We start from the raw sequence: 26213 nt of genomic DNA on the forward strand, positions 1-26213 counted from the left end.
GGTGCACAGGGGGTGCCCCCCGATTTGCGAGGGAAATCAATGACCGAATCAGCCCGCGCCGCCGAACTCCTGGCCGAGCATCGCGACAGCATCGATCGCCTCGACGCGGTGCTGGTCTATACCCTCGCCGAACGCTTCGCCCGGACCCAGGCGGTCGGGCGGCTCAAGGCCCGACACGCCCTCCCCCCCTCCGACCCGGAGCGGGAGGCCAAGCAGATCGCGCGGCTCGAAAGACTCGCCGAAGAGGCCGGGCTCGACCCCGGTTTCGCCAAGCAATTCCTCGGCTTCATCATCGAGGAAGTCATCCGACATCACCGGAAACACCAATCCTAATCTACGAAAAGAACGGAGAAATATCATGGCCATGAAGATCAGGCTCGCCCGCGGCGGTTCCAAGAAGCGCCCGCATTATTCCATCGTCGCCGCCGACAGCCGCATGGCCCGCGACGGCCGCTTCATCGAGAAGCTGGGCACCTACAACCCGCTCCTGCCCAAGGACAGCGAGGACCGCGTCAAGATGGACATGGAGCGGGTGCAGCACTGGCTGTCGAACGGCGCCCAGCCCACCGACCGCGTCTCGCGCTTCCTCGAAGCGGCGGGCGTCGTGGAAAAGAAGGAGCGCGCCAACCTGAAGAAGGGCGAGCCCGGCAAGGCCGCCCAGGAACGCGCGAAGGAGCGCGAAGAGAAGGCCGCCGCCGCCAAGGCCGCCGAGGAGGAAGCCAAGAACGCCCCCAAGGAAGAGGCCCCCGCCGAGGACGCCGCGGCCGAGGAAACCGCGTCCGAATAAAGGCTTGCGCGGCGGTCCCATCCGGGTCGCCGCGTCCCGCCTCATGGCGCATCTCATGCTGCTGGCGCTCGGCCTGCTCGGCCTCGTCGTCGGGACGGTCACGCTGCTGGCGGCAGGACGGGGGCGGCACCGGCTCATTGGCGTCGCGGTCCTGGTATTGGCGACGGTCCCCTTCGCCCATGCCCTCCTCATCTCCGGCCCCTGACGCATGGGCGATCACTGGCCGTCTTGACCGCCGCGCCGCGCGGCCACAGGTTGTGCCCCCGTCGCCGGCCGAACCGAGAGAATTCCAATGAAAGACCACGTCTGCCTCGGCGCGATCATGGGCAGCTACGGCGTCCGCGGCGAAGCCCGGGTCAAGAGCTTCTGCGCCGACCCCTCCGCCATCGGCGACTATGGCCCGCTGACCGACGATCAGGGCCGCAGCTACAAGCTGACGGTTTTGCGCCCGATCAAGGGCGGCTACGCCGTCCGCCTGTCCGGCGTGCCCCACAAGGAGGCGGCGGATGCGCTGAAGGGTCAACGCCTCTGGGCCCCGCGCGAGGCACTGCCGGCGCTGCCCGACGACGAGTTCTACCATTCCGACCTGATCGGCCTTTCGGCCGTCGACACGGGGGGGGCCGATCTGGGCCGCGTCCACGCCGTCCACGATCATGGTGCCGGCGACCTGCTGGAGCTGCGGCCACGGGGCGGATCGCCGGTTCTGGTGCCGTTCACGCGCGCGGTCGTGCCCACGGTCGACCTGGCCGCCGGCCGCGTCATCGTCGACCCGCCGGCCGGCCTGTTCGACGAGGCGCCCGACTGAGCCTGCGTCAATCCTGGTCCAGCACCGCCGCCAGCCGCCGCGCCCCGGCCAGCCGACGCGCCTGGAAATCGTCGCGCCGCCCGGCCTGCGCCGGCACGGCCTGCCACAGCTTCAACAGGTCGAACCACATCAGGGGGCGCAGCCCTGGCGCCATGACTTTGCCATAGCCCTCCTCCGTCGCGCGGATCGCCTCACGAAGGTCGGCCGCCGCCGCAGCCCGCGTGACCTCGCGCGGATCGGGGAAGAAGCTCGCGTATGTCGTCAGCAGCCGCGACAGGTCCGCGGCGGCGGGTTGCGGGGACGCCCCCGCGAAATCGATCCCGAGGACGGTGCCGTCGGCGCGGATCATCAGGTTCCGCAGACCCAGATCGCCATGAACGGGCACGCGTGGGACGGGCGCGCCGGACGCGCCGTCCATCGCGGCAATCGCCCGATCGGCTGCCTTCACGAAGGCCCGCGGCGCCGCAACCGTGCCCTCCCCCTCGGCCGCATCGCGCCGCCAGGCCCGCACCCGCTGCAATTGTCCGCGATAGTGCATCGCCCCCTTCTGCCCGAGTTGCCCGTCATGCAGGTGGCGCGCCCAACCCGCGCAGTCGGACAGGACGACATGGCGACGGGCCGCGTCCCCGGCCGCGGCGACGGCATCATGCGCCGTCCGGCCGCGAATGAAATCCATCACCAGCGCCCGTGCCGGCACCGATGCGGCCAGGATCCGCGGCACGCCCAAACCACGGACCCCGGCGAACCGCGCCCGCGCCGCCAGATGGGCGGCCAGGCGCGCCTCGAAGGGCCGCGCGCCGAGCTGCGTGTCGAACTTGGCGATGACCGTCCGGCCCTTGCCGTGGGCGCGAAAGACGGCCCGCTGTCCATCGGGCTCGATCCGGTGCCAGACGGGGGTCAGATCGAACGCATCGGCATCCAGCCCGGCGCAGGCGGCCAGGTGCGGCCAGGAATCGACGACATGCTGAAATAGGTCTTCGTCGGACATCCGACCGGAATGTCAAATTCCGCCGCCCGACGCCAGCGGGTCAGGACGCCGCGCGAAACCTGGCCGCCATGCGCCGGATGCCGCGCCATCTGCGATGATGGACGAGGCCCCGGCGCCACGGGGCCACCGGGATCGACTGCCAGATCAGCAGAAGATCTGCCATCATCGCCAGATCCAGCCCCGCCCGGTCGCGCCAGCGCCCGCCATGCGCGTCCAGCAGCGCCGCGCGGGCGGGGACCAGGCCGTCGGCATCCTCTCCGCCCGCCGGACCGAAGAAGGTCGCGTGCCCGATCAGAAGACGCGCCAGGTCGCGCGACGGCGCCCGCATTTCCGTGGTGCCGAAATCGATGCCGCTGGCCTGCCCGTCGGGTCCGATCATCAGGTTCCGCAGACTCAGGTCGCCATGCGCCACCGTCAGGGTCGACTTGCGGCCCCGGTCGTCCTCGGCCCGGCGAAGGGTCCGGTCGGCAAGATCCAGGAACTTCGCGGGCGCGGGCACGGGCAGGCTTCCGTCAGCAACCGCATCGCGCCATCGGCCGACCTTGCGGAGCATCCCGGCAGGTCGCAACGGTGTGAAACGCACGTCGCCCGCACGGTGTAGATGCCCCGCCCAGCGACCGCAGGCCCGCAGGATCTCCAGCCGCTCCGACCCGTCCGGCGCGAGCAGCATGGCATCATGCGCGGTCATCCCCGGCACCCGCGCCATCACCATCGCGCGGACCTCGGGATCTGCGGCATGCAGGGTCGGCACGCCCAGCCCCTGCGCCGCGGCGAACAGGCGTTCCGCGCGTGCATGGGCGTCCACCTGGCCGGCGAACCGCGCCGGCGTCTCGCCCGGGGCATGTTTCAGGATCAGGTCGGCTTGCCCCGAACGCCGCAAAACGCAGACGATCCGCGCCTGCCCGCGTGATACGCGCGCCCGCAACACGGACACCTCGCGCGCCTCGGGCGCCTCGCCCAGCCGGGGCGCAAGACACCGCCAGGCCGCCCGCGCACCAGCTTCGAGTTCGGAATGACGGAGCATGGCGGACTGATGCCACGATCGGCCGACGGGGGCGAGCGAAACGGAACTCGCCCTGCCGGGAACACGTTGAACGGACAGCTTTGCATCAACGGAGGCACCATGCTCGAACTCATCCTCATCCTTCTGGCCGTGGCCGCCATCGCCGCGTTTCTCGGCATGGGCCGGGTCTCCGGCATGGCCCTGACCGGCGCGAAGATCCTGATCGTGATCGCCCTCGTCGTGTTCCTCCTGATCGTTCTGGGCGTGATCGCGATCGCCGCCTGACGCTTTCCCGACGCCCCGGCCCGCGCTATGGGCCGGGGCATGACATCTCCCACCCGCTCCCACGGTCAGAAATCCATCCGCGCCTCGGCCCGTCCGCGCGACCTGATGGCCGACGCCCCGGAACCCGGGGCATGGCAGGCCAACGTCGTGACCCTGTTCCCCGAGGCGTTTCCCGGTGTCCTGGGCCACAGTCTGACCGGAACCGCCCTGCGCGACGGGCTCTGGTCGTTGCGAACGACGAATCTGCGCGAATTCGGCCTGACGCGCCATCGCAAGGTCGACGATACGCCCGCCGGCGGCGGGGCGGGTCTGGTGCTGCGCCCCGACGTGGTCGGCCCGGCGATCGAGGCCGCACGCGGCCCGGGCCCCATCCTCTACCTCAGCCCGCGTGGCCGCCCCTTCGACCAGGCGATGGCGCGCGACCTGGCCGACGGGCCGGGCACGACGCTCCTCTGCGGACGTTTCGAGGGGGTGGACGAACGTGCCATAGTGCATTTCGGTATGATCGAGGTCTCGCTGGGCGACTTCATCCTGACCGGCGGCGAGATCGCGGCGCAGGCGCTTCTCGATGCGACTGTCCGCCTGCTGCCCGGCGTCCTCGGGAATGCCGCCTCGACCGAGGAAGAGAGCTTCGCGGGCGGACTGCTGGAGCATCCGCAATACACCAAGCCGCCCGAATGGCGCGGGATGCCGGTCCCGGAGGTCCTGATGTCGGGGCATCATGGCCGGATCGCGGCCTGGCGACGCGCCGAGGCCGAACGCCTGACGCGGGAGCGACGCCCCGACCTCTGGCAGGCCCTTCTGGAGCGCGGCGACCCCGGCAGCCCTTGATGTCGCGCCCGCAGGGGCGTATGGGGCGCCGGTGTACCGCCCCGGCCTGCCGGGACGCTCTGCATGGACCAACAAAGAACAGCCGCCCGGACCAACCGGGCCGGACATCATCCGCGGGCAAACCGCGCGCAACCATAGGAGGGTCCGATGGACCTGATCGCACAGATCGAGGCGGAACAAGTCGCCGCCCTCGACCACGAGATTCCCGACTTCAAGGCCGGCGACACCGTTCGCGTCGGCTTCAAGGTCACCGAAGGCACCCGGACCCGGGTGCAGAATTACGAAGGCGTGTGCATCGGCCGCAAGAACGGCACCGGCATCGCCGGCTCGTTCACGGTTCGCAAGATCAGCTTCGGCGAGGGCGTCGAGCGCGTGTTCCCGCTCCACTCGACCAATATCGACTCGATCACCGTGGTGCGCCGCGGCCGGGTCCGCCGCTCCAAGCTCTACTACCTGCGGACGCGGCGCGGCAAATCCGCCCGGATCGTCGAGCAGACGAACTACCGTGCCCCCAAGGCCCAAGGAGAGGCGTGATGAAGAAGGACATCCATCCCGAATACCACGTCATCGACGTCAAGCTCGTCGACGGCACCGTGGTCCAGATGCGCTCCACCTGGGGGTCCGAGGGCGATCAGCTCGCGCTCGACATCGACCCGAGCGTGCACCCGGCCTGGACCGGCGGCACCTCGCGCCTGATGGATACCGGCGGCCGCGTCTCGAAGTTCAAGAACAAGTATGCCGGCCTGGGTTTCTGATCCCGGCATCGGCTCAAGCCGTCGAACGCCGCCCCCCCCCCGGGGCGGCGTTTTGCGTTCCGGGCGGCGGAGAAGCACCGATTTCGCCCCCGACCGCGGTTTTTTTGCCATCCCGCCGAGAATTCCCTCCCGGGGTGATTCGGCAGTTCTGGGCATCGACGGCGGAAGTCCCTAGAAGGTGACCCAAGTCCGGTGAAACGGGCATGGATCAGACAGGGACGGGGCCAGTGGCGCACATCATCGTCTTCGGCAACGAAAAGGGCGGGTCCGGCAAGTCGACCTCCTGCATGCATACGGCGACGGCGCTCGTCCGGTCGGGACGGCGCGTCGGCGCGCTCGACCTCGACCTGCGGCAACGGACTTTCACGCGCTACCTGGAGAACCGGGAAGGCTACGGGGCGCGGCATGGTGTCGCCCTGCCGACGCCCACGGTCATGGGGCTGCCGAAGGTCGACCGCGCCGACCTGGCCGAAACCGAAAACCCGTTCGACAAGTCCCTCAGCCTGGCGGTCACCAAGCTGGAAGAGACCTGCGATTTCATCATCATCGACTGCCCGGGCAGTCATACGCGCCTGTCGCAGGTGGCCCACAGCCTCGCCGACACGCTGATCACGCCGCTCAACGACAGTTTCGTCGATTTCGACCTGCTGGCGAAGATCGACCCCGATACCGGCAAGATCCTGGGTCCGTCGGTCTATTCGGAAATGGTCTGGCACGCCCGGCAGTTGCGCGCCAAGGCCGGGCTGAAGCCCATTGACTGGATCGTCCTGCGCAACCGGCTGGGCGCGCAGGAAATGCACAACAAACGCAAGATGGGCCAGGCGCTGGAGGATCTGTCCAAGCGCATCGGGTTCCGCGTCGCGCCAGGCTTCTCGGAGCGCGTGATCTTTCGCGAACTGTTTCCGCGCGGAATGACGCTTCTGGACCTCAAGGACATCGGCATCGCCAACCTCAACCTGTCGAATGTCGCCGCGCGTCAGGAAGTTCGCGACCTTCTGCGCGCGCTGAACCTGCCCGAGGTCGAAGTCGCTTTCTGACAAGTTCCGTCGCAAAAGCCGGTTGACCTCCCCCCGCCCGCTTGTCACCTTTTGGATCGAACCCAACTTTCAAACACGGGTTTGCAATGCGCCTCCGGTGAACGGAGGCCCCCGACGCGACGTCGGGCGCATGTCATCCACACAGGGAGAAGTGGAAGAATGAAGAAGTTTCTGATCACGACGGCCTCCGTCGCGACGGCCGCGACGATGATGGCCGGCACCGCGATGGCGGACGCGCATGGCGACTGCGGCGAAGTCACCATCACCGAGATGAACTGGGCCTCCTCCGCGGTGGTCACCGGTGTCGCCTCGTTCCTAATGGAACAGGGCTATGGCTGCGAAGTCACGAAGGTGCCGTCCTCGACGACGCCGGCGCTGGCATCGGTTGCCGAGACCGGGCAACCGGACATCCTGACCGAGTTGTGGATCAACGGCGCACCCTCCTACGACAAGATGTCCGAGGCGGGCACGATCACCACGCTGACCGACGTGCTTCTGCCCGGCGGCGTCGAGGGTTGGTGGATCCCGACCTACTTGGCCGAGGAACATCCCGAGTTGGCCACGATGGAAGGCCTGCTGGCCAATCCCGACCTCGTCGGCGGCCGCTTCCACCAGTGCCCCGAGGGCTGGGGCTGCAAGAACACGAATGCCGGCATCGCCCGCGCGCTCGGCCTCGAGGACGCGGGCTTCGAGATCTTCCAGCACGGCTCCGGCGAGACCATGGCCACGTCGATCGCCTCGGCGGTCGAGAACGAGGAGCCCTGGCTGGGCTACTACTGGGGTCCGACCTCGGTCCTGGGAAAGTACGACATGACCCAGGTGGACCTGGGCCCGTACAACGAGGAAGCGCATATGTGCAACGCCGACCCCGATTGCGAGGAAGTCGGCATGTCGTCCTACCCCGTGGGTCCGGTGAAGACCGTGGTCACGACGGATTTTGCCGACAACCATCCGGATCTGGCGGAGCTGATGTCGAACGTGACCTTCACGAACGACCAGATGAACACCGTCCTCGCCTGGCAGGAAGACAACAACGCCTCGGCCGACGAGGCGGCGGTGTACTTCCTGACCAACTATTCCGACATCTGGTCGGAATGGGTGAACGAGGCCGCCCGCGAGAAGCTGGCCGCCTTCATCCAGTGACATCCTAACCGGAACGGGCCCTGCGGGGCCCGTTTCGCATCCGGCGAAGGGCGTCAGACCCCAGCCGCGAAGAATATGGACGGACGGGGAACGTAGATGGCAACCTATGACGGACTGTTCGAGGCCGCGGGCCTCGAGGAATGGTGCAGCGGCGGCGCGACCGACGGGCCCATGACCATGGCCGAGATGCTGGCCCGCGCGAACGGCACCCAGGTTGAGGACGGCCCCGATCCGGCGGTCCCCCTGCTCGAGACGCCGTTCCCCTCGCTCGATGCGCTCAACAAGTCCTGCGGCGCGATCCCGCGCTCCCGCGACATGACCGAGGCGGTCGAACAGGGCTTCCTGACTATCAAGGATCCGCTTAAGGTGGTCCTCGACCCTTTGACGCAACCGCTCAGCTGGATGCTGGACGCCTCGCTCGAGGCATTTCAGGCGATCCCCTGGTTCATCATGATCCCGCTTCTGGTGCTGGCGACCTGGTTCGCCTCCCGTCGGATCGGCGTGACGCTGTTCGTCGCCTTCGCCTTCCTGTTCATGGCGTTCATCGATTACTACGACGACGCCATCAAGACGCTGTCGATCATCTTCGTCTGCACCATCATCTCGATCCTGCTCGGGGTGCCCATCGGCATCGCCATGTCGCGATCGAACGCGCTGCAGCGGATGACCATCCCGATCCTGGACATGCTGCAGACCCTTCCGACATTCGTCTATCTGATCCCGCTGATCTTCCTGTTCTCGGTGACTGAATCCAAGCTCTACGGCATCGCGATCATCCTCTACGCCATCGTGCCGGTGATCCGCCTGACCGATCTGGGCATCCGCCTGGTCGACAAGGACGTGATCGAGGCGGCCGACGCCTTCGGCATGTCGGACCGCCAGAAGCTCTGGGGGGTGCAGATCCCGCTGGCGCTGCCCAACATCATGGCCGGCATCAACCAGACCATCATGATGTCGCTGGCCATGGTCGTGATCGCCTCGCTGGTCTCGGCCCCGGGTCTGGGCGTGAAGGTCCTGGCCGGCATCCGCAACCTGGAACTGGGCGTGGGCCTCGTCGCGGGCTTCTGCATCGTCCTTCTCGCGGTCCTGCTGGACCGTGCCACCAAGGCCGCTCTGGGCCGCATAGACTCGAGTGCCCGCTGATGACCGACAATGAAATCAAGGTTTCGATCCGCAAGCTCTACAAGATCTTCGGGCCGAACGCGAAAGCGATGATGGCGCATGTCGAGGGCGGCATGGGCAAGCCCGAGCTGTTGGACCAGTACAACCACGTGCTGGGCCTGCAGGACATCAATGTCGACATCCGCGCGGGCGAAATCACCGTCATCATGGGTCTGTCCGGATCGGGAAAGTCGACCCTGATCCGGCACCTGAACCGGCTGATCGATCCCACGTCGGGCGAGGTGATCGTCAATGGCGAAGACGTGCTGGCCTATGGCGATCCGCGGCTGGCCCAGCTTCGGCAGAACACGATGTCGATGGTGTTCCAGAAATTCGCGCTGTTCCCGCATCACACGGTGCTGGCGAATGCCGGCATGTCGCGGCGCGTCCGGGGCGAGAGCGCCGACATCGCCGACCGCGAGGGTCAGAAATGGCTCGAACGGGTGGGGCTGGCCGGCTACGAGGAACATTACCCAGGACAGCTCTCCGGCGGCATGCAGCAGCGGGTCGGCATCGCCCGGGCGCTGGCGTCGGATTCCGAAATCATGCTGATGGACGAGGCGTTCAGCGCGCTGGACCCCCTGATCAGAACCGACATGCAGGACCTGCTGCTGGAATTACAACGCGAGTTGCAGAAGACCATCGTCTTCATCACGCACGACCTGGACGAGGCGCTGAAACTGGCCGACCACCTCGTCATTCTCAAGGACGGCGCCGTCGTCCAGCAGGGCGAGCCGCAGGACATCCTGCTGCGTCCGAACGATCCGTACATCATCGACTTCATCTCCGACATCAACCGCGCGCGGGTGCTGCGCGTCCGCTCGGTCATGGAAAAGACGGAGCGCGAGGGGTCCGGGCTGTCAGGCGAGGTGGAGGCGAACCAGAACCTGGAGTCGGTGATCGCCCTGTCGGAAGGCGATACCAACCTGCATTACCGCGTGATGGAGGATGGCCGCCAGGTCGGACTTCTGCACATGCGCGACCTGGTCAAGGCCCTCGTCCCGGTCGAGGCCGCATCCGAGGATCGCCGCGTCGCCTGACGCCGGTCGAAGGCGTCAGTCGTAGCGCAGCGCCTTCGCCTTGCCGCGGAAGACCCAGTAGGCCAGCGCCGTGTAACCCAGGATGCTGGGCACAACGAAGATCGCGCCGATGCCGATGATCATCAGGCTTTCCGGTGCGCTGGCCGCCTCGTAAATCGTCAGTCGTTCGGGGACGACATAGGGATAGAAGCTGTAGGCCAGGCCGAGGAAGGCAAGCGTGAACAGCCCCAGCGCCGCGGTGAACGGCGCCCAGGCCCAGCGGTCCCCGTCGGCCGGCAGATGCCGGAAGCTGCGCCAGAGCAGGGCGAGCAGCCCGAGCGAGAGGATCGGCAGCGGGGACAGCCACAGCATGTCGGGCCAGACGAACCAGCGGTCAAAGATGCGGTCCGACACCAGCGGCGTCGCCAGGGAAATCGCGCCGATCCCGACCACGAGGCCCCAGATGCAGTCCTTGGCCCAGATGACGGCGTTGCGCTGCAGCCGGTCCATTCCCTTAAGGATCAACCACGCCGCCCCGATGAACGCGTATCCCAGCGTGAGGGCCAGCGCGCAGAGGATCCCGAACAGGATCGTGCCGAACGAATGTTCCAACCCCATCACATAGATCCCCAGCATGAACCCCTGCGCCAGCGTCGCCAGGAGAGAGCCGCCGAAGAACAGCCAGTTCCAGAGGTTCTTGTACTTGGCCCGCGCCTTCACGCGGAATTCGAAGCTGACGCCGCGCAGGATCAAACCGATCAGCAGGAAAAAGACCGGCAGGTAGAGGGTCGTCAGGATCATACCATGCGCGGTCGGGAAGGCCACCAGCAGCAGGCCGATGGCAAGCACGAGCCAGGTCTCGTTCGCATCCCAGAACGGACCGATGGAAGCGACCATCATGTCGCGCTGCTCGTCGTCGTCGGCGAAGGGCGTCAGCAGGCCGACGCCCAAATCATAGCCGTCGAGGACGACATAGATCAGGATCGACAGGCCCATCAGCGCCGCGAAGACGAAGGGCAGCCATTGGTCGGCCGGATATCCGAAGAGCTCCATGGTCATTCCGCCGGCACCGCGCCGCGATCCTCGCGGGTGATCGCATCGACCACGGCCTCGCCCGACGCGGGTGTCATGCTTTCAAGCGGTTCGTCATACCGCGCCTTGACCGCGAGGTAGAGGATCACGCCGACATAGGCAAAAAGCAGCGCGGCGTAGATCGCCAGGTAGCCCAGCAGCGTCGACAGGACCATCGGCGCCGGCAGGTCCGCGACGGCCATTTCGGTCGTCATCACGCCCTGCACCAGCCAGGGTTGCCGGCCGATCTCGGTCGTGTACCACCCCGCCAGCGTCGCGACCCAGCCCGAAAGGGCCATGGGAACCAGCGCATAGAGCAGAATTCGCGGCAGGCGGTCGATCTGCAGGCGGCGCCCGTGGGCGTTCCGCCGCGCTATCAGCGCGACCGAGGTCCAGCTGAGCAGCAGCATCGCGAGCCCGGTTCCGACCATGACGCGGAAGGACCAGAACACCTTGTCGACGGGCGGATGCAGGACCGTGCCGTCCTCGGTCACGAAGTCGTTCAGGCCGGGCACGACGCCGTCGGCCTTGTGAGTCAGGATGATCGAGGCGAGGTTCGGGATCGCGACCTCCAGGTCGTTCTCGCGCGTCTCCTCGTTGGGCAGCGCGAACAGGACCAAGGGCACGTTCGACCGCGTCTCCCAATTCGCCTCCATCGCGGCGACCTTGGCCGGCTGATGCTCCAGCGTGTTCAGTCCATGCATGTCGCCCGCGAAGATCTGCACCGGGATCAGCAGCGCCCCGAAGATCAAGCCGGCCCGCATCGAGGAGCGGACGCTTTCCTTGCGGTCGCCCAGCAGCCAGCGGAACGCGCTGATCCCCGCGATCAGGAAACTGACGGTCAGACCGCTGGCCAGCAGCATATGCGATAGCCGGTACGGCATCGACGGATTGAAGACGATGGCCCACCAGTCGGTCGCGTGCGCGACGCCATCGATCATCTCGAACCCCTGCGGCGTGTGCATCCAGGAGTTCAGGACGATGATCCAGAAGGTCGACATGGTCGTGCCGAAGGCCACGAGGAACGTCGCCAGCGTGTGCAGCCACCCCGGCACCCGGCTGAAACCAAAGAGCATGATCCCGATGAAAACGGCCTCCAGGAAGAAGGCGGTCATCACCTCGTAGGCCAGAAGGGGGCCCGCGATGTTGCCCACCGTCTCCATGAAGCCGGGCCAATTCGTGCCGAACTGGAACGACATCGTTATGCCCGAGACGACGCCCATGGCGAAACTCAACGCGAAGATTTTCACCCAGAACCGGTAGGCCTCCATCCACTTCAGGTCCCCCGTCCACTGGAACCGCAGCTTGAAGAACAAAAGGAACCAGCCCAGCGCGATGGTGATCGTGGGAAACAGGATGTGGAACGAGATATTGGCCGCGAACTGGATCCGGCTGAGCAGCAACGTGTCCATCATTTCGCCTTCCCCCACAGCTTCATCCTCGGCGCGCGGTCGAAAAGCGAGCCCAGCTTGCGACCCATCGTCATCAACTGGACCAACCGTTCCGTCTCCAGCCGCTCCATCTCATCATGGAACTGGGTCATCATCTCGATCATCTCGCGCAGCTCGGCGATGCGGGCCTCGGCATAGGGGTCGCCCTGGGGACCGGACATCTCCAACTCGCGCAACTTGGTCAGCGTTGGGTCGATTTCACGCTTGCGGCGCTCCGACACCAGGGTGCGGACAATCTCCCACAAGTCGTCGGGCGTGGTGAAATAGTCCCGCCGATCGCCCGGATAATGCCGCAGCCGGACCAGGTTCCAGCTCTGCAGTTCCTTCAGGCCCATCGAGGTGTTGGAGCGGCTGATGGAAAGCTGCGTCGTGATCTGTTCGGCGTTCAGCGGCGCTTCGGACAGGAACAGCAGCGCATAGATCTGCCCGACGGTACGGTTGATGCCCCACCGACTGCCCATCTCACCGAAGTGCAGGACGAACTCCTGATGTGTCGTGGAAAGCGCCATGTTATCCGTTTCAGTAATTTCTGAAATGGATGTATTGCCTCGGCCGATGTGGGCAAGGGGTGCGACGTCCTGCCCTACCCCCGCCTTTGCTGCAGGCGGCGTTCCAACCCGCGCAGGGCGAGGGACAGAAGGATCGTCATGGTCAGATAGATCAACGCCACGATGTTGTAGGTCTCGAAATACCGGAAGTTTCCAGATGCCGTCAGCTTGCCCAACTGCGCCAGGTCGAGCACCCCCACCACCGAGACGAGCGAGGAATCCTTGACCATCGCCACGAAATCGTTGCCCAGCGGCGGCAGGATCGTGCGGATCGCCTGCGGCATGATCACATGGCGAAACCGCGGCCAGCGCTTGAGGCCAAGCGCCTTGGCCGCCTCGATCTGGCCGGGATCGACGGATTGCAGGCCGGCGCGGAACACCTCGGCGATGAAGGCGGAATACGCGATGACAAGGGCAAGGATCGCCCGCCAGAGCAGCGAAAAATCCCGCGTACGGATCTCGGGCAGACCGGTCCAGTTCCACAACGCCACGAGCGCAGGCGCGAAGACGAACGCCACGTAGAGCAGCAGCACCAGGATCGGGATGCCGCGCACCACTTCGACATAGAACCGCGCGATCTGGCGCAACACGACGTTGCCCGACAGCGACATCAATGCCAGTCCCAGCCCGACAACCGTGGCGAAAGCGAAGGAGACGACGGTGACGAAGATGGTGATCGCCACCCCGCGCCGCAGGGTGGCGAATGTCTGCGACAGCACCTCGTCGTTCAGGATGGCCAGGTAGGCCCCGCCGATCAGGACCGTGACGGCCACCAGCCACCACGGAAAATCGCGCTCGGGGTCCGTCGCGGGGCCCAATTCCGACGCTCAGCCCCCGATCTGGTAGTCGACGAACCATTTCTGATTCAGCGCGTCGATGGTGCCGTCGGCCTTCATGTCGGCGATCGCGGCGTTCATCGGCTCGACCAGTTCGCTGCCCATGGGAAAGATGAATCCGAAATCCTCGGTTCCCAAGGGGTCGCCCACCAGCTTGAGCGCCCCGTCGGATGCCGAGACGTAGCCTTGCGCCGCCGTGGAGTCGGACAGCGCCAAGTCGACATCGCCCGCACGCAGCGCCTGAACCCCGGCACCGAAGGTCTCGAACAGCTTGATTCGGGGGTTGGCCTCGTCCCCGTCAAGGACGTCATAGACGCCGACATAGAAGGGCGTCGTCCCGGGCTGCGCGGCCATCAGCAGGTCATCGTCGGCGGCGAAACCTTCGGCATCGTCGAAGCGATCCTCGTCGCCGCGCACGATCATCCGCATCTGGGACCGCATGTAGGGATCGGAGAAATCGACCACCTCGGCCCGGTCTTCGCGGATGGTGATCCCGGTCATGCCCATGTCCATCTGCCCTTCGGACACCGCCGGGATCATCGCGTCCCAGCTGATCTTCTCGTATTCCGGCGTGAAGTTCAGGCGGTCCGCGATCTCGGCCATCGCGTCGTATTCCCAGCCGATCGCGTCGCCCGATCCAGGGTCCTTGAACTGCAGCGGCGGATAGGCATCCTCGGTGGCGATGGTCACCGTGCGCCCCCCGAGATCGGGCAGGTGCCCGTCGGCCAGGGCGGGGGCCGCGACGGCGATCGCGGCGACGAAAGCGAGGCTTTTCATGACGTCTCTCCTGTTGGTTGGGGGCGATGATGCATCCACAGATCGATCGCGCAAGGGTTCAGACCGCGCCGCAGACGCAGCAGCCGGGGCGCCGCGCGACGTCGATCCGGCGGGCATCGGCGTCGAGCCCGTCCCAGAGCAGGATAGTACCTCGAAGGGGCGTGCCTGCCCCGGTCGCCAGCTTGATCGCCTCCAGCGCCATCATGCTTCCGACGATACCGGGCAAGGCGCCCACCACGCCCGCCTCGGCACAGGGCGGGGCCAGGCCGTCTGCCGGCGCCTCGGGAAACAGGCAGGCCATGCACGGCGCCCCGCGGGCCGGATCGTAGATCGTCACCTGCCCTTCCCATTGGGCGATCGACCCGGAGACGAGGGGCTTTCCCGCCGCCACCGCGCCCGCGTTTACCAGCCCGCGCGTCACGAAACTGTCCGAGCCGTCGATGACGATGTCGTAGTCCGCGAACAGTTCGGCCGCGATCTCTGACGTCAGACGCCGATGATACGGTCGGACGGTCACATGCGGGTTCAGCGCGCGGATGGCACGTTCGGCCGAGAAGACCTTGGGCCGACCGCCATCGGCGTCGCCATGGACGACCTGCCGTTGCAGGTTCGAAAGCGAGACATCGTCGTCGTCGATCACGCCGATCGTCCCAACCCCCGCCGCCCCGAGATAGAGGAGAACCGGCGATCCCAGCCCGCCGGCCCCGATCACCAGCATGCGCGCCGCCTTCAGGCGTTTCTGCCCCGGCCCGCCGATCTCACGCAAGACGATGTGGCGGGCATAGCGTTCCAGTTCGACGGCCGAGAACGATCCTTCAGGCGTGGGGTTCTGCGCCGCGCGCGCGGCCTCGACGGCACGGGCGCGGCTGCGGACGCGACCCAGACCCGCGCGGTAGATCAGGATGGCACCGATCAGCCCGCCGAGGACCAGCCATTGCCCCGGCCCACCACCGAGGCTTTGGCGCAGGGGATGGCCGTCGGGCAGAGCGAACTGTACGAACAGCACTGCGACATAGAGGAGGCCCAGCATGTAGAGCCGCGCCGCCACCGGCGTCCGGAACACCATCCCCAGCCCCCAGAGCACCGCGGCCAGGATCAGGACGAGCATCATGTTCCGGTGGACCCGAAGCCACCCGCCCCGCGAGGCGTGGTATCAAGATGTTCGGCGATCTCCCACCCGACCTGTACGACGGGGGCGACGACGGCCTGGGCGATTCGCATGCCATGCGTCACCTGGAACGGTGCGTCCCCGAGGTTGAGGAGGATCACGCCCAGGGGCCCGCGATAATCGCTGTCGATGGTGCCCGGCGCATTGGCGAGCGTGACACCATGGCGCAGCGCCAGGCCCGACCGGGGGCGGATCTGCATCTCGTAACCGTCGGGAACGGCCACATGCAGGCCGGTCGGGATCAGCGCCCGCCCGCCGGGATCGAGCGTCGTGACCCCGCCCCCGGTATCTGCGCGTAAGTCGGCACCGGCAGCACCCAGTGTCTCGTAATTCGGCAGGGGCAGGTCCGGGTCCGCCCCCTCGGCCCGGGTCACGCGGATCCGAACGCTCATGCCAGATGATCCGCGATCCGTCGCGCGAGGCGCCTCGCCGTCTCCTGCTTGGACAGGCGCGGCCAGGTTTCGGCCCCCTCCGCGGTGATCAGGGTCACGGCGTTCTCGGACCCGCCCATGATGCCGCTGCCGGGCGAGACGTCGTTGGCCAAGATCCAGTCACAGCCTTTTCGGGCCCGCTTGGCGGTGGCATGGGCAATGACATCCTCCGTCTCGGCGGCGAATCCCACGACCAGGGGCGGCCGCGCCTCGGCCCCTGACACCCAGGCGAGAATATCGGGGTTCTCGGCAAAGGTCAGGCTCGGCAGGCCGCCATCTCCCTTCTTGATCTTCTGGGCGCCGGCATTCTCGACGTGCCAATCGGCGACGGCGGCGGCCATGACCGCGGCATCGGCGGGCAGGGCCGCGCGCACGGCGTCGAACATCGCCCGTGCGGTGTCGGCCCGCACGACCGCGACGCCGTCGGGTGGCGCAACCTCGGCCGGTCCGGTAACGAAGGTGACCCGCGCGCCCAAGTCGCGCAGCGCCGCACCGATGGCCGCCCCCTGCGCCCCGGAGGAGCGGTTGGCGATGTAGCGCACGGGGTCGATGGGTTCATGCGTAGGCCCCGACGTGACCACGACATGCCGCCCCGTCAGCGGCCCGTCTGTCAGCCGCGCCGTGATCGCGTCGATGATCTGCGAAACCTCTGACAGGCGGCCGGGGCCGTATTCGCCGCAGGCCATGGCGCCCTCCTCCGGGCCGATGACGGTCACACCGTCTGCAATCAGGGTAGCCAGATTTCGCCGGGTCGCCACGTGCTCCCACATGCGCACGTTCATGGCCGGCGCGATCATGACGGGCGTGTCCGTGGCCAGTAGCAGGGTGGTCGCCAGGTCGTCGGCGATGCCCGACGCCATCCGGGCCATCAGGTTCGCGGTCGCCGGGGCCACCACGATCAGGTCGGCGGAGCGGCTTAGTTCGATATGGCCCATCTCGGCCTCGTCGGTCAGGTCGAAGAGGTCGCGATAGATCTTCGACGCCGCCAGGGCCGAGACCGACAGGGGCGTCACGAACTCCTCGGCCGCCGCGGTCAGCACGGGCGTCACCGTCGCCCCGCGATCCCGCAGGCGGCGGATCAGTTCCAGCGCGCGGAACGCCGCGATACCGCCGCCGATGATGAGGAGTATTCTCTGGCCTGTCAGCATCGCCGCCCCCTTGCCCGCCCTGTCTAGGCGAGGCCGCGCGCTAGCGGAAGGCCGCGCAGGGGTCGGCGCGCTCCACGGGGGCGGATTGCAGGACGATGTCGCCGGGCACAACGGCCCCGCCCTCCCCCTGGATCACCGAGACGACATGGAGTTCCGGTCGGACCCGCGCGATCATGGCGGGGACGCCCCAATCGGTTCGTGCATGGCCGTTTCCGGTGATCAGAACCACGGGCGCCCCATGCTCGTCGAGCGCCCGGAGGGTCGCCGCCGCGAACCGGGCGTCCGCCGCACGCTGCCGGGCCACGAATTGTGGCAGCATCTCCGTGGGCAGGGCATCGCAATGTGCGGCAGCCTGCAGCGCCTCGCGCCGGGCCTGCTGCGCGTCGGGCAGCGGCCTGTCCAGATCAAATTCGGACAGGTCTAGATCGACCTCGGCCCCCAGGATGACGGAATCGTGGGCGGCCATGATCGGGGCGTACATGGCAATATCGGGCCAGCCGGACCCCGCCCAGCCAAGAAGGGGGCCGAGCGTCTCGGCATCGCGGGGCGTTCGGGGCGTGATGCGGTCGGCTTGCTCCCCGGTCAGCATTTCGAAGACGATGGCGTTGGGCCGAACCTCGGCGACCATCCGGGCCTGCCGGACGTGGTGGGCTGCATTGTCGTGGATCTCGCCCAGGACATAGATGTCTGCGGGCGGCAGTGGCGCAGCCGCCAGTGGGGCCGAGACCGCCGTCAGAATGGCGGTCGGAAGCCAGCGTCCGATCACCGGGCGCCCCTAGTTCAGGAGGCCCAGTATCTCGCGGTTGTCCCGCTCCAACGTCTTGCGCATCTTCGCGAAGGCCGCCGCCTCCAGTTGACGGACCCGTTCCTTGGATAACGACAGCTCGTTGCCCAGGCTTTCCAGCGTGCGCGGGTCCTCGCGCAACTTGCGTTCCCGGACGATGAAACGCTCCCGCTCGTTCAGTGACGACAGCGCGGTCAGCAGCCATTGCCGCAACATCGCGTTGTCATGCCGAAGGGCCACCGACTCGTCGGCCTGGACGCTCTCGTCCTCCAGCGCGTCGATCCACTCGCGCCCGTCTTCGTCGCTCGACTGCGTGGCATTCAGGCTGAAATCCGAGCCCGACAGGCGCCCTTCCATCATCTCGACATCGTGCAACGGTACTCCGACCTCGGTTGCGATCTTCTCGCGCATGGTCTGGCGGTCCAGAACCACGCCCTCGGCCTGGGCCTCGCGTTCGAGCCGGGCCTGCACGCGTCGCAGGTTGAAGAACAGGGACTTTTGACTGCTGGTCGATCCGGTCCGAACCATGGACCAGTTCCGCATCACGTGATCCTGGATCGACGCCTTGATCCACCACACCGCATAGGTGCTGAACCGCACGCCCCGATCGGGGTCGAACTTCTCGGCCGCCTTCATCAGGCCCAGGCCCGCCTCCTGGATCAGATCGTTCATCGGCGCGCCATAACGCCGGAACTTGGCGGCCATGGAAATTGCCAGACGCATGTAGGCCGTGATCAGCCGGTGCAGGCTTTCTTCGCAACGGTCGTCGCGCCAGGCATAGGCCAGGCGAAGCTCGGTCTCGGCGTCGAGAAGCTCTGCCTTCATGGCGCGCCTTGACAGGGACGTGTCGCTGTTGAAATCCAGTGCCATATCAAAGCCCCCCAAGGGTTGATGCCGGTGCCGCGGGGCGGCTCTTGAAAGCAACTACGGATGGACTACGCCCTCGGATGGAAAAAAGTTCCCCCGATCCGGTTCACGAACCCGGGATCGACCTTGTCCTCGGCCATGCGTCGTCGGGAAAATCCCTTTGGGCGGAGAGACTTGCGTTCGGCATGGACTGGCCTCTCACCTACGTCGCCACGGCGCGGGTCGCGGATGAGGAGATGCGCGCGAAGGTCGCCCGCCATGTCGAACGGCGCGGTCCGGACTGGCAGCTGATCGAGGAGGAGACGGATCTGGCCGGCCGATGCGCGGCCATGCCAGTGCAGTCCACCGTCCTGGTCGATTGTGCGACGATGTGGCTGACCAACCTGATGATGGACGGCGCGGATTGGCAGTCGCCGGCGGAGGCGTGGCTCGCCGCGATGCAGGACGCGCCCGCGCGGTTCGTGGTCGTCAGCAACGACGTGGGCGGCGGCGTGACGCCCGACAACGCGCTGGCCCGCGCCTTCCAGCGGGCGCAGGGCGAGCTGAACCAGCGCCTAGCGCAGGCGGCGGACCGCGCCTTCCTGGTCACGGCCGGCCTGGCGCAAAGGCTCCGTTGACCCGGCTCTGGCTCATCCGGCACGGCCCGACCCATGTCCGGCGCATGGTCGGCCATTCCGATCCTCCCGCCGACCTTACCGACATCGCGGCAATCGGCCGGCTGTCCGCCGCCCTGCCCCGGGCGCCCGTCGTCAGCAGCGACCTGATCCGCGCGACGGCGACCGCCGACGCGATCGCGGGGGCGCGCCCGCGCCTGCCGCACGAGGTCGCGCTGCGCGAGTTCGACTATGGCGACTGGGACGACCGGCCGTTCGACGCGATCGACGGGCCCGAACTGCGCGCCTATTTCGACGACCCGGGCGACCGCCGCGCCCCGAACGGCGAATCCTGGAACGACGTCGCAGAACGGGTGGACACCGTCCTGGCGCGCCTGGCCACCGGGCCGGACCTGATCGTCGTCGCCCATATGGGCGTGATCCTGACGCAATGGGCGCGGGCGACCGGCCTGACCCCGTTCCGGGCCCTGGCGCAGAAGATCGACAATCTGAGCCTGACGCGGATCGACATGTGGGCGGACGGCCCGGCACCGGTCTTCGCCAATCGCATCCCGTGATGGGCGCATCAAGGATCGGCGTTTCGTGCACGTCCGGGGGGCATGCTAGGGCGCATCCATGACATATGAACTCCTCATCGGCGACCGATCCTATTCCTCCTGGAGCTTGCGCGGCTGGCTCCTGTTCGAGGCATTCGGCATCCCGTTCCGCGAGAGCCGCACGCGGCTTTATCATGACGATTTCACTCGCGACCTGGCGGCCTGGGCGCCCGCGCGGACCGTGCCGACGGCGCGCACGCCCGAAGGCGGCCTCTGGACCGACAGCATCGCGATCGCGGAAGGCCTGGCCGAGGCGCATCCCGATGCCGGGCATTGGCCGCGCGCACTGAAGGCCCGCGCCCTGGCCCGTTCGCTTGTCGCCGAGATGCATTGCGGATTCGCGGCGCTGCGAAACGACTGCCCGATGAACATGCGGATGGCTTCCGGCGGGTTCGACCCGTCCGAGGCCGTGCTGGCCGACCTCGCCCGGCTGGAGGTGATCTGGGCCGCCGCGCGGGACCTGTCGAAGAGCGGTCCGTGGCTCTTCGGCGAGTACTCCGCCGCCGACGCCTTCTTCGCGCCGGTCGCGATGCGGATCGCGGGTTACGGCTTACCGGTGTCGGACGGATCGCGGGCCTATGTCCAATCGCACCTGGCCCATGTGCCCCTGCGCCGCTGGCGCGCGATGGGCGAGGCCGCGAACCGCACGATCGACGTCTACGCGATCCATCCGCCCGCCAGACCCTTCCCGATGCCCGCCGCGATTAGCGCCGAAGTCGCGGATGGCCCGTCGGTCAACGCGGCCTGCCCCTACTCGGGCAAACCGGTCACGCATTTCATGCAGGCCGGGGGGCGGGTCTGGGGCTTCTGCAACGCGTTCTGTCGCGACAAGACCCTGGCCGATCCCGAAGCATGGCCCGCCTTCATGGCGATCTACGAGGCGCGTTAACCATTCCGCAACCAATCGGCCGTTAACCGTGTCCCGACTGACAGGGACGCGACGGACATGCTGGCACGGACCACCACGGTGGCCTTCGAGGGACTGGAGGCACGACCTGTCGACGTGCAATGCGCCGTCTCGCCGGGTCTGCCCGGGTTCTCGATCGTTGGGCTTCCCGACAAGGCCGTGTCCGAGGCGAAGGACCGCATCCGCACCGCGCTCTCCGAGCTCGGCATCGCGCTGCCGTCGAAGAAGGTGACGATCAACCTGTCGCCCGCCGACATCCCGAAGGAAGGTGCGCATTTCGACCTGCCGATCGCGCTGTCGCTTCTCGCCGCGCTGGAACTGGTGCCCGCGTCCAGGGTCGCCCGTGCCGTCGGGATCGGTGAGATGTCGCTCGACGGGGCGCTGGTCGCCGTGACGGGGGCCCTGCCGGCGGCGATGACGGCGGCCTCCATCGAAGCGGACCTGCTCTGCCCGCAAGCCTGCGGGGCGGAGGCCGCCTGGGTCGGGGCCGCGACGGTCTATGCCGCGCCGTCCCTGAAGGCCCTGATGGACCATCTGACCGGCGCCTGTCCCTTGCCCGAGGCGCGCCGCGGCCATGTGGCCGAGGCCGAGGGCGGCCCTTGCCTGCGCGACGTTCGGGGCCAGGATCGGGCCAAGCGGGCGCTGGAAATCGCCGCCGCCGGGCGGCATCACCTGTTCTTGGTCGGGCCGCCGGGGGCCGGGAAATCCATGCTGGCCGCGCGTTTGCCGGGCTTGCTGCCGCCACTTTCGGCGATGGAATCGCTCGAGACGTCGATGATCCATTCGCTGGCCGGGACGCTGGACGAGGGTGGGATCCTGCACCGCCGCCCCTATCAGGAGCCGCACCACACCGCCTCCGTCGCCGCGATCGCGGGCGGGGGCAAGCGCGCCGGGCCGGGTCAGATCAGCCTGGCGCATAACGGCGTCCTGTTCATGGACGAGTTTCCGGAGTTTCCCCGCGCCGTGCTCGAAACCCTGCGCCAGCCGATCGAGACGGGCGAGGTCACGATCGCGCGGGCCAACGCGCATGTGCGCTATCCCTGTCGGTTCCTGCTCGTCGCGGCCGCGAACCCGTGCCGGTGCGGCATGCTGTTCGACCCCGATCAAGCCTGCACCCGCGCGCCCAATTGCGGCGAGGATTACATGGGCAAGATCTCCGGCCCGCTGAGGGATCGCTTCGATCTGCGGCTGGAGGTGCCGGCGGTGGAGGTATCCGACCTGGCGCTCCCGCCGGGCGGCGAAACCTCGGCCACGGTCGCGGCCCGCGTGGCCGGGGCCCGCGCGGTCCAGGCGAACCGCTACGACGGTGTGCGGGGCGTCACGGTGAATGCCGATATCGCAGGCGACGCCTTGATGGAGGTCGCGGCCCCCGATGCGGAGGGAAATGCGCTGCTTCTCCAGGCGGTCGAACGCTTCCGCCTTTCCGCGCGCGGGTATCACCGTGTGCTGAAGGTCGCGCGGACGATCGCGGATCTCGATGGCTCGGCGGATGTGCGACGGCCGCATGTGGCCGAGGCCCTGTCCTACCGGCTGGTCTCGGGAGCCTGACGGCAGAGGCGGAGGCCCGCCCCCGGACCCCCGAGGTATTTCGGGCCAGAGAAAGCGACGCCCCGTACGGCCGGATCAGGCGCGGCGGCGTTCGATCGCCTGCCAGATCGACGCGCTTGCATTGGTCCCGTCGAACCGCTCCAGCTCCTGCAGGCCAGTCGGCGAGGTCACGTTGATCTCGGTCAGATATTCGCCGATGACGTCGATCCCGACGAAGATCTGGCCCGCATCCCGCAGCCGAGGCCCGATCCGGGCACAGATCTCGCGGTCCCGGTCGGTCAGGGCGACCTTTTCGGGCCGGCCGCCGACATGCATGTTCGACCGCGTCTCACCCTCGGCCGGAACACGGTTGATGGCTCCGATCGGTTCGCCGTCGACGAGGATGACACGCTTGTCGCCCCTGGCCACGGCAGGCAGGAACTTCTGCATGATCAGCGGTTCGCGGTTCAGAACCGAAAACATCTCGTGCAGGGAGTTGAGGTTGCGATCCTCCGGCGTGAGCCGGAAGACGCCGGCACCGCCGTTGCCGTAGAGCGGCTTCAGGATCACGTCGCCATGCCGCGCCTTGAACGCCTTGAGCGTGTCGAGATCGCGCGCGATCGCCGTCGGCGGTGTCAGGTCGGGAAAATCCAGCACCATCAGCTTTTCGGGCCAACCGCGCACCCAGGCCGGATCGTTCACGACCAGGGTGTCGGGATGCACCCGTTCCAGGAGGTGGGTGTTGGTGATGTAGGCCATGTCGAAAGGCGGATCCTGCCGCAGCCAGACCACATCCAGATCGGCCAGCTCGATCTCCGCCATCGGACCGAGCTTCGCATGGTCGCCGCGCGTGCGGCGCAGCTCCATCGTCTGGCCGCGAGCCACAACCCGACCTTCGACATAGGCCAGCTTGTCCGGCGTCCAGTAGACCAGCGAATGACCCCGGGACTGGGCCTCCAGCGCCAGGCGAAAGCTCGAGTCGGCGCCGATATCCACGGCCTCGACCGGGTCCATCTGGAAGCCGACCTTGAGGGGCTTGGGGCTGGACATGGCTCGGCTCCTGCTGCGTGGCGTCGTCGCCTGCATGCCGGAACCGACCGGCGGTGACAATCGCGGGCGGCGTCAGGCCGAGAGGGCGTTTTCCACGATCTCGATCCGTCCGACGCCGTCGACCAGGGCCACATCGAAGCGGACGGCGGCGTTCATGCCGTCGGGCAGCGTGCCCATGTACTCGCCCGCACAATCGAACAGGCGGTGGATCTGTCTTTCGCTGACCCGAAGGGCCGCCGCGGCATGCGTGTCGCTCTTCTTTACCTCGACGAAGACCGTGTCCGGACCGTCCTGCACGATCACGTCGATCTCGCCCCCCTTGCCGCGCCAGCGCCGTGCGAGCACGTCATGCCCGGCACGTTCGTAATATCGGGCCACGCTATCCTCGGCCGCGAGGCCGGCATGGTAGGAGGTCGTTCCGCTCATCCTTCGTCCTTCATCGCCAGGGCCATGTCGTAGACCAGCTTACGCGGAACGCCGAACATATCGGAAACATCTTTTGCGGCGGATTTTACCGATCCGTCCGCGAGGGCCACGCGCAGTGCATCGCGTATCGCCTCCGGGTCGGCCTCGCGCGGGGCCGCGCGGTCGACGACCACGACGATCTCGCCGCGCGCGCCCTCCTCGGCATAGGTTTCGGCCAAGGCGTCCAGGGACCCGCGCCGCACCTCCTCGAACCGCTTGGTCAACTCGCGGCAGACGGCCGCCTCGCGCGGCCCGAGCATCGCGGCCGCGTCGCGCAACATCGCCGCCAGCCGCTTGGGCGACTCGTAGAAGACCAGCGTCGCCGGCACCTCGGCCACCTCGCGCAGCGCCGTTTTCCGCGCGGCCGATTTCGGCGGCAAAAAACCCGCGAAGAGGAACCGATCCGTCGGCAAACCCGCGACACAGAGTGCCGCCAGCACCGCGCTCGCCCCTGGTGCCGCCCGCACCGTCAGGCCGCCCTGCCGCGCCTCCACCCCGAGCTGAAATCCCGGATCGGCCACCAGCGGCGTGCCGGCCTCGGAGGCGTAGGCGACCGATCTGCCGTCCCGCAGGGCGGTCAGCAGGCGCGGACGCGCGGCGGCACCGTTGTGGTCGTGATAGGGGACCATCGGGCGATCCCCCAGCGGGATGCCGTGGATGTCCATCAACCGCCGGAGAGATCGCGTGTCCTCGGCGGCGAGCATGTCGGCATGGGCCAGGATATCCAGCGCCCGCAAGGTGATGTCGCGCGCGGCGCCGATCGGAACCGCGACCAGGTGGAGGCCGGGCTCGACGGACGACGGGTCGTCCTTGCCGATCTTCGCCATTCGCCGCCCCTTTCCGTTCAGCCGTTTACTCGCCCCCGGGGTCGCTCTACCTTCGCGGCGACATAATGCGCCGAGGGCGCCGTTCCGGGGAGATCACGATCATGTCCATCCGCGGCCTTCGCGCCAGACTCGTTTCATTCATCCACCGGTCGCGCAAGGCCGTGGCACTGGTCGCCACGACGGCCGCACTGACCGCCTGCAACGTCGCAGCCCCGCTGGGCACCGGTACGGGCGGTGGCGGCGTCGACAGCGCCGGGCCGACGAAGGTTGCGCTGCTGGTGCCGCTCGGATCGGCGCGCGGGACGGACGGACAGGTCGCGCGCAGCCTCGAAAACGCGGCCCGTCTGGCGGCGGCGGATCTGGGCGAAGGGGTCGTCACGATGACGGTGTACCCGACCCAGGGCACACCGGGCGGCGCATCGGCGGCGGCCACGCAGGCCGTGTCCGAGGGGGCGCAGGTCATCCTTGGGCCGCTCTATGCCGACAATGCGGTCGCGGCGGGCAACGCGGCGGCCGGCTCGGGCGTTCCCGTCCTCAGCTTCTCGAACAACACCGCGATCGCGGGCGGCAACGTCTGGGTCATGGGCAACACCTTCGAGAACACCGCCCGCCGCGTCATGGGCTTCGCCGCGCGACAGGGCCGCAATCGGGTGCTGGTGACCCACGCAAATGACGAGGCCGGGCAGATCGCCAATTCCGCCATCCGGTCCGCGGCCCGGGGCACCGGCGCGCAGATCACCGGCAGCGTTCCATACGAGTTCAGCCAGCAAGGCATCTCGGCCGCGGTGCCGACCATCGCGTCGCAGGCCCGGGCGACGAATTCCAACGCGGTCTTCCTGACCGGCACGCCGACGGGTGACCTGCCGGTTATCGCGCAACTGCTGAGCGAGGCCGGCATCGGCGGCGAGGCGTTCCGTTTCCTCGGCCTGACCCGCTGGGACATCCCGACCGAGACGCTGGCCCAACCCGGCCTGCAGGGCGGGTATTTCGCCCTGCCCGACCCGGCGCCGCTGGCGCAGTTCCGCGCGCGCTACAACGCCGCCTATGGCGGAGCGCCGCACCCGTTGGCCAACCTGGCCTATGACGGCATGGCCGCGATCGGCGCCATCTCGCGCCGGGGCGACACGGTCGGCCGCGGCACGCTGACACGGAACGCTGGCTTTGCGGGCACGGGCGGTATATTCCGCCTGCGCGGCGACGGCACCATCGACAGGGCGCTCGCGGTCGCACAGATCGTCAACCGTCAGATACAGGTGGTCAGCCCTGCCCCCAACAGCTTCGGCGGCGCCGGATCGTAAGAGCCCGGCCCCGGCCTTCACCACCGCCGACCTG

General features: G+C 67.7%; 32 protein-coding genes. 17 read left to right on the plus strand and 15 right to left on the minus strand.

Annotation, left to right across the window (positions count from 1 at the left end):
• Positions 1-39 precede the first annotated feature (39 nt).
• The 4 genes from MWU52_RS10890 (at position 40) to rimM (ending at position 1592) form a co-directional block, all read left to right on the plus strand.
• Positions 40-333 carry a chorismate mutase gene (locus MWU52_RS10890; RefSeq protein ID WP_246951925.1) on the plus strand — a complete coding sequence of 98 codons (294 nt, stop codon included), beginning with the start codon at positions 40-42 and terminating at the stop codon, positions 331-333.
• A 25-nt stretch (positions 334-358) separates the two neighbouring features.
• Positions 359-787, plus strand: a complete 429-nt coding sequence (gene rpsP, locus MWU52_RS10895) for a 30S ribosomal protein S16 (RefSeq protein ID WP_246951927.1) — start codon at positions 359-361, stop codon at positions 785-787.
• Positions 788-842: 55 nt separating this feature from the next.
• Complete coding sequence (locus MWU52_RS10900) at positions 843-992, plus strand: hypothetical protein (protein ID WP_246951929.1); 150 nt, start codon at positions 843-845, stop codon at positions 990-992.
• A gap of 87 nt (positions 993-1079) precedes the next feature.
• Positions 1080-1592 carry a ribosome maturation factor RimM gene (rimM, locus tag MWU52_RS10905; RefSeq protein WP_246951931.1) on the plus strand — a complete coding sequence of 171 codons (513 nt, stop codon included), beginning with the start codon at positions 1080-1082 and terminating at the stop codon, positions 1590-1592.
• Positions 1593-1599: 7 nt separating this feature from the next.
• Here the strand turns inward: rimM and MWU52_RS10910 are convergent, their stop codons facing one another.
• Positions 1600-2580 (minus strand): phosphotransferase, encoded by a 981-nt coding sequence (locus MWU52_RS10910; RefSeq protein ID WP_246951933.1) that lies wholly within the window; start codon positions 2578-2580, stop codon positions 1600-1602.
• Between the two features lie 40 nt (positions 2581-2620).
• Entirely contained in the window at positions 2621-3604 is a 984-nt protein-coding gene (locus tag MWU52_RS10915) for an aminoglycoside phosphotransferase family protein (protein WP_246951935.1), read from the minus strand.
• Between the two features lie 99 nt (positions 3605-3703).
• Here MWU52_RS10915 and MWU52_RS10920 point away from each other — a divergent pair, with 99 nt between their 5' ends.
• The 8 genes from MWU52_RS10920 (at position 3704) to MWU52_RS10955 (ending at position 9835) form a co-directional block, all read left to right on the plus strand.
• The gene (locus tag MWU52_RS10920; protein WP_246951936.1) at positions 3704-3868 is read left to right on the plus strand and encodes a DUF1328 family protein; all 165 of its coding nucleotides are present in this window, start codon (positions 3704-3706) and stop codon (positions 3866-3868) included.
• A 39-nt stretch (positions 3869-3907) separates the two neighbouring features.
• On the plus strand, positions 3908-4699 hold the full coding sequence (trmD, locus tag MWU52_RS10925; RefSeq protein WP_246951938.1) for a tRNA (guanosine(37)-N1)-methyltransferase TrmD: 792 nt from the start codon (positions 3908-3910) through the stop codon (positions 4697-4699).
• A 147-nt stretch (positions 4700-4846) separates the two neighbouring features.
• Positions 4847-5233: a 50S ribosomal protein L19 gene (gene rplS, locus MWU52_RS10930; protein WP_246951940.1), complete on the plus strand. Its 387-nt coding sequence runs from the start codon at positions 4847-4849 to the stop codon at positions 5231-5233.
• On the plus strand, positions 5233-5454 hold the full coding sequence (gene rpmE, locus MWU52_RS10935) for a 50S ribosomal protein L31 (protein WP_246951942.1): 222 nt from the start codon (positions 5233-5235) through the stop codon (positions 5452-5454). Before rplS ends, rpmE begins: the two co-directional genes overlap by 1 nt.
• Positions 5455-5681: 227 nt before the next feature.
• Complete coding sequence (locus MWU52_RS10940) at positions 5682-6491, plus strand: division plane positioning ATPase MipZ (RefSeq protein WP_348645518.1); 810 nt, start codon at positions 5682-5684, stop codon at positions 6489-6491.
• 159 nt (positions 6492-6650) lie between these two features.
• Positions 6651-7634 carry an ABC transporter substrate-binding protein gene (locus MWU52_RS10945; RefSeq protein ID WP_246951946.1) on the plus strand — a complete coding sequence of 328 codons (984 nt, stop codon included), beginning with the start codon at positions 6651-6653 and terminating at the stop codon, positions 7632-7634.
• Between the two features lie 96 nt (positions 7635-7730).
• Positions 7731-8777 carry an ABC transporter permease subunit gene (locus tag MWU52_RS10950; RefSeq protein ID WP_246951948.1) on the plus strand — a complete coding sequence of 349 codons (1047 nt, stop codon included), beginning with the start codon at positions 7731-7733 and terminating at the stop codon, positions 8775-8777.
• Positions 8777-9835, plus strand: coding sequence for an ATP-binding cassette domain-containing protein (locus tag MWU52_RS10955; protein WP_246951950.1), 1059 nt, complete (start codon positions 8777-8779; stop codon positions 9833-9835). Before MWU52_RS10950 ends, MWU52_RS10955 begins: the two co-directional genes overlap by 1 nt.
• Before the next feature lie 15 nt (positions 9836-9850).
• Here the strand turns inward: MWU52_RS10955 and MWU52_RS10960 are convergent, their stop codons facing one another.
• The 10 genes from MWU52_RS10960 to MWU52_RS11005 form a co-directional block, all read right to left on the minus strand.
• Complete coding sequence (locus tag MWU52_RS10960; protein ID WP_246951952.1) at positions 9851-10873, minus strand: cytochrome d ubiquinol oxidase subunit II; 1023 nt, start codon at positions 10871-10873, stop codon at positions 9851-9853.
• Positions 10870-12300 (minus strand): cytochrome ubiquinol oxidase subunit I, encoded by a 1431-nt coding sequence (locus MWU52_RS10965; RefSeq protein ID WP_246951954.1) that lies wholly within the window; start codon positions 12298-12300, stop codon positions 10870-10872. The genes MWU52_RS10960 and MWU52_RS10965 overlap by 4 nt, the downstream gene beginning before the upstream one ends.
• The gene (locus MWU52_RS10970; RefSeq protein WP_246951956.1) at positions 12297-12845 is read right to left on the minus strand and encodes a GbsR/MarR family transcriptional regulator; all 549 of its coding nucleotides are present in this window, start codon (positions 12843-12845) and stop codon (positions 12297-12299) included. The genes MWU52_RS10965 and MWU52_RS10970 overlap by 4 nt, the downstream gene beginning before the upstream one ends.
• A 74-nt stretch (positions 12846-12919) precedes the next feature.
• Entirely contained in the window at positions 12920-13702 is a 783-nt protein-coding gene (locus tag MWU52_RS10975) for an amino acid ABC transporter permease (RefSeq protein ID WP_246951958.1), read from the minus strand.
• A 9-nt stretch (positions 13703-13711) separates the two neighbouring features.
• Positions 13712-14497 carry a transporter substrate-binding domain-containing protein gene (locus MWU52_RS10980; RefSeq protein ID WP_246951960.1) on the minus strand — a complete coding sequence of 262 codons (786 nt, stop codon included), beginning with the start codon at positions 14495-14497 and terminating at the stop codon, positions 13712-13714.
• A 58-nt stretch (positions 14498-14555) separates the two neighbouring features.
• A complete protein-coding gene (gene moeB, locus MWU52_RS10985) occupies positions 14556-15608 on the minus strand; it encodes a molybdopterin-synthase adenylyltransferase MoeB (RefSeq protein WP_246951962.1) in 1053 nt (350 codons plus the stop codon).
• Positions 15605-16057, minus strand: coding sequence for a dUTP diphosphatase (dut, locus tag MWU52_RS10990; protein WP_246951964.1), 453 nt, complete (start codon positions 16055-16057; stop codon positions 15605-15607). Before dut ends, moeB begins: the two co-directional genes overlap by 4 nt.
• Positions 16054-17244, minus strand: a complete 1191-nt coding sequence (coaBC, locus tag MWU52_RS10995; protein WP_246951966.1) for a bifunctional phosphopantothenoylcysteine decarboxylase/phosphopantothenate--cysteine ligase CoaBC — start codon at positions 17242-17244, stop codon at positions 16054-16056. The genes dut and coaBC overlap by 4 nt, the downstream gene beginning before the upstream one ends.
• 40 nt (positions 17245-17284) lie before the next feature.
• A complete protein-coding gene (locus MWU52_RS11000) occupies positions 17285-18010 on the minus strand; it encodes a ChaN family lipoprotein (RefSeq protein ID WP_246951968.1) in 726 nt (241 codons plus the stop codon).
• A gap of 9 nt (positions 18011-18019) precedes the next feature.
• Positions 18020-18898, minus strand: coding sequence for an RNA polymerase factor sigma-32 (locus MWU52_RS11005; RefSeq protein WP_246951970.1), 879 nt, complete (start codon positions 18896-18898; stop codon positions 18020-18022).
• 77 nt (positions 18899-18975) lie between these two features.
• Here MWU52_RS11005 and cobU point away from each other — a divergent pair, with 77 nt between their 5' ends.
• Genes cobU through MWU52_RS11025 form a run of 4 tightly spaced genes read left to right on the plus strand, consistent with a single transcriptional unit; the run spans position 18976 to position 22560 of the window.
• On the plus strand, positions 18976-19512 hold the full coding sequence (gene cobU / locus MWU52_RS11010) for a bifunctional adenosylcobinamide kinase/adenosylcobinamide-phosphate guanylyltransferase (RefSeq protein ID WP_246951972.1): 537 nt from the start codon (positions 18976-18978) through the stop codon (positions 19510-19512).
• On the plus strand, positions 19509-20066 hold the full coding sequence (locus MWU52_RS11015) for a histidine phosphatase family protein (protein ID WP_246951974.1): 558 nt from the start codon (positions 19509-19511) through the stop codon (positions 20064-20066). Before cobU ends, MWU52_RS11015 begins: the two co-directional genes overlap by 4 nt.
• Positions 20067-20124: 58 nt before the next feature.
• The gene (locus tag MWU52_RS11020; RefSeq protein WP_246951976.1) at positions 20125-20994 is read left to right on the plus strand and encodes a glutathione S-transferase; all 870 of its coding nucleotides are present in this window, start codon (positions 20125-20127) and stop codon (positions 20992-20994) included.
• Between the two features lie 57 nt (positions 20995-21051).
• Complete coding sequence (locus tag MWU52_RS11025) at positions 21052-22560, plus strand: YifB family Mg chelatase-like AAA ATPase (RefSeq protein WP_246951978.1); 1509 nt, start codon at positions 21052-21054, stop codon at positions 22558-22560.
• 75 nt (positions 22561-22635) lie between these two features.
• Here the strand turns inward: MWU52_RS11025 and gshB are convergent, their stop codons facing one another.
• The 3 genes from gshB to rsmI all read right to left on the minus strand — a co-directional run bounded on the left by gshB (position 22636) and on the right by rsmI (position 24881).
• The gene (gene gshB, locus MWU52_RS11030) at positions 22636-23589 is read right to left on the minus strand and encodes a glutathione synthase (protein ID WP_246951980.1); all 954 of its coding nucleotides are present in this window, start codon (positions 23587-23589) and stop codon (positions 22636-22638) included.
• A gap of 72 nt (positions 23590-23661) precedes the next feature.
• On the minus strand, positions 23662-24015 hold the full coding sequence (locus MWU52_RS11035; protein WP_246951982.1) for a YraN family protein: 354 nt from the start codon (positions 24013-24015) through the stop codon (positions 23662-23664).
• Entirely contained in the window at positions 24012-24881 is an 870-nt protein-coding gene (gene rsmI, locus MWU52_RS11040; protein ID WP_246951984.1) for a 16S rRNA (cytidine(1402)-2'-O)-methyltransferase, read from the minus strand. The genes MWU52_RS11035 and rsmI overlap by 4 nt, the downstream gene beginning before the upstream one ends.
• Positions 24882-24982: 101 nt before the next feature.
• On the opposite strand from rsmI, the gene MWU52_RS11045 reads away from it, so the two are divergent.
• The gene (locus MWU52_RS11045) at positions 24983-26179 is read left to right on the plus strand and encodes a penicillin-binding protein activator (protein WP_246951986.1); all 1197 of its coding nucleotides are present in this window, start codon (positions 24983-24985) and stop codon (positions 26177-26179) included.
• The last annotated feature ends 34 nt before the right edge of the window (positions 26180-26213 follow it).

The organism is Jannaschia sp. S6380 (assembly GCF_023015695.1).
Taxonomy (GTDB): Bacteria; Pseudomonadota; Alphaproteobacteria; order Rhodobacterales; family Rhodobacteraceae; genus Jannaschia.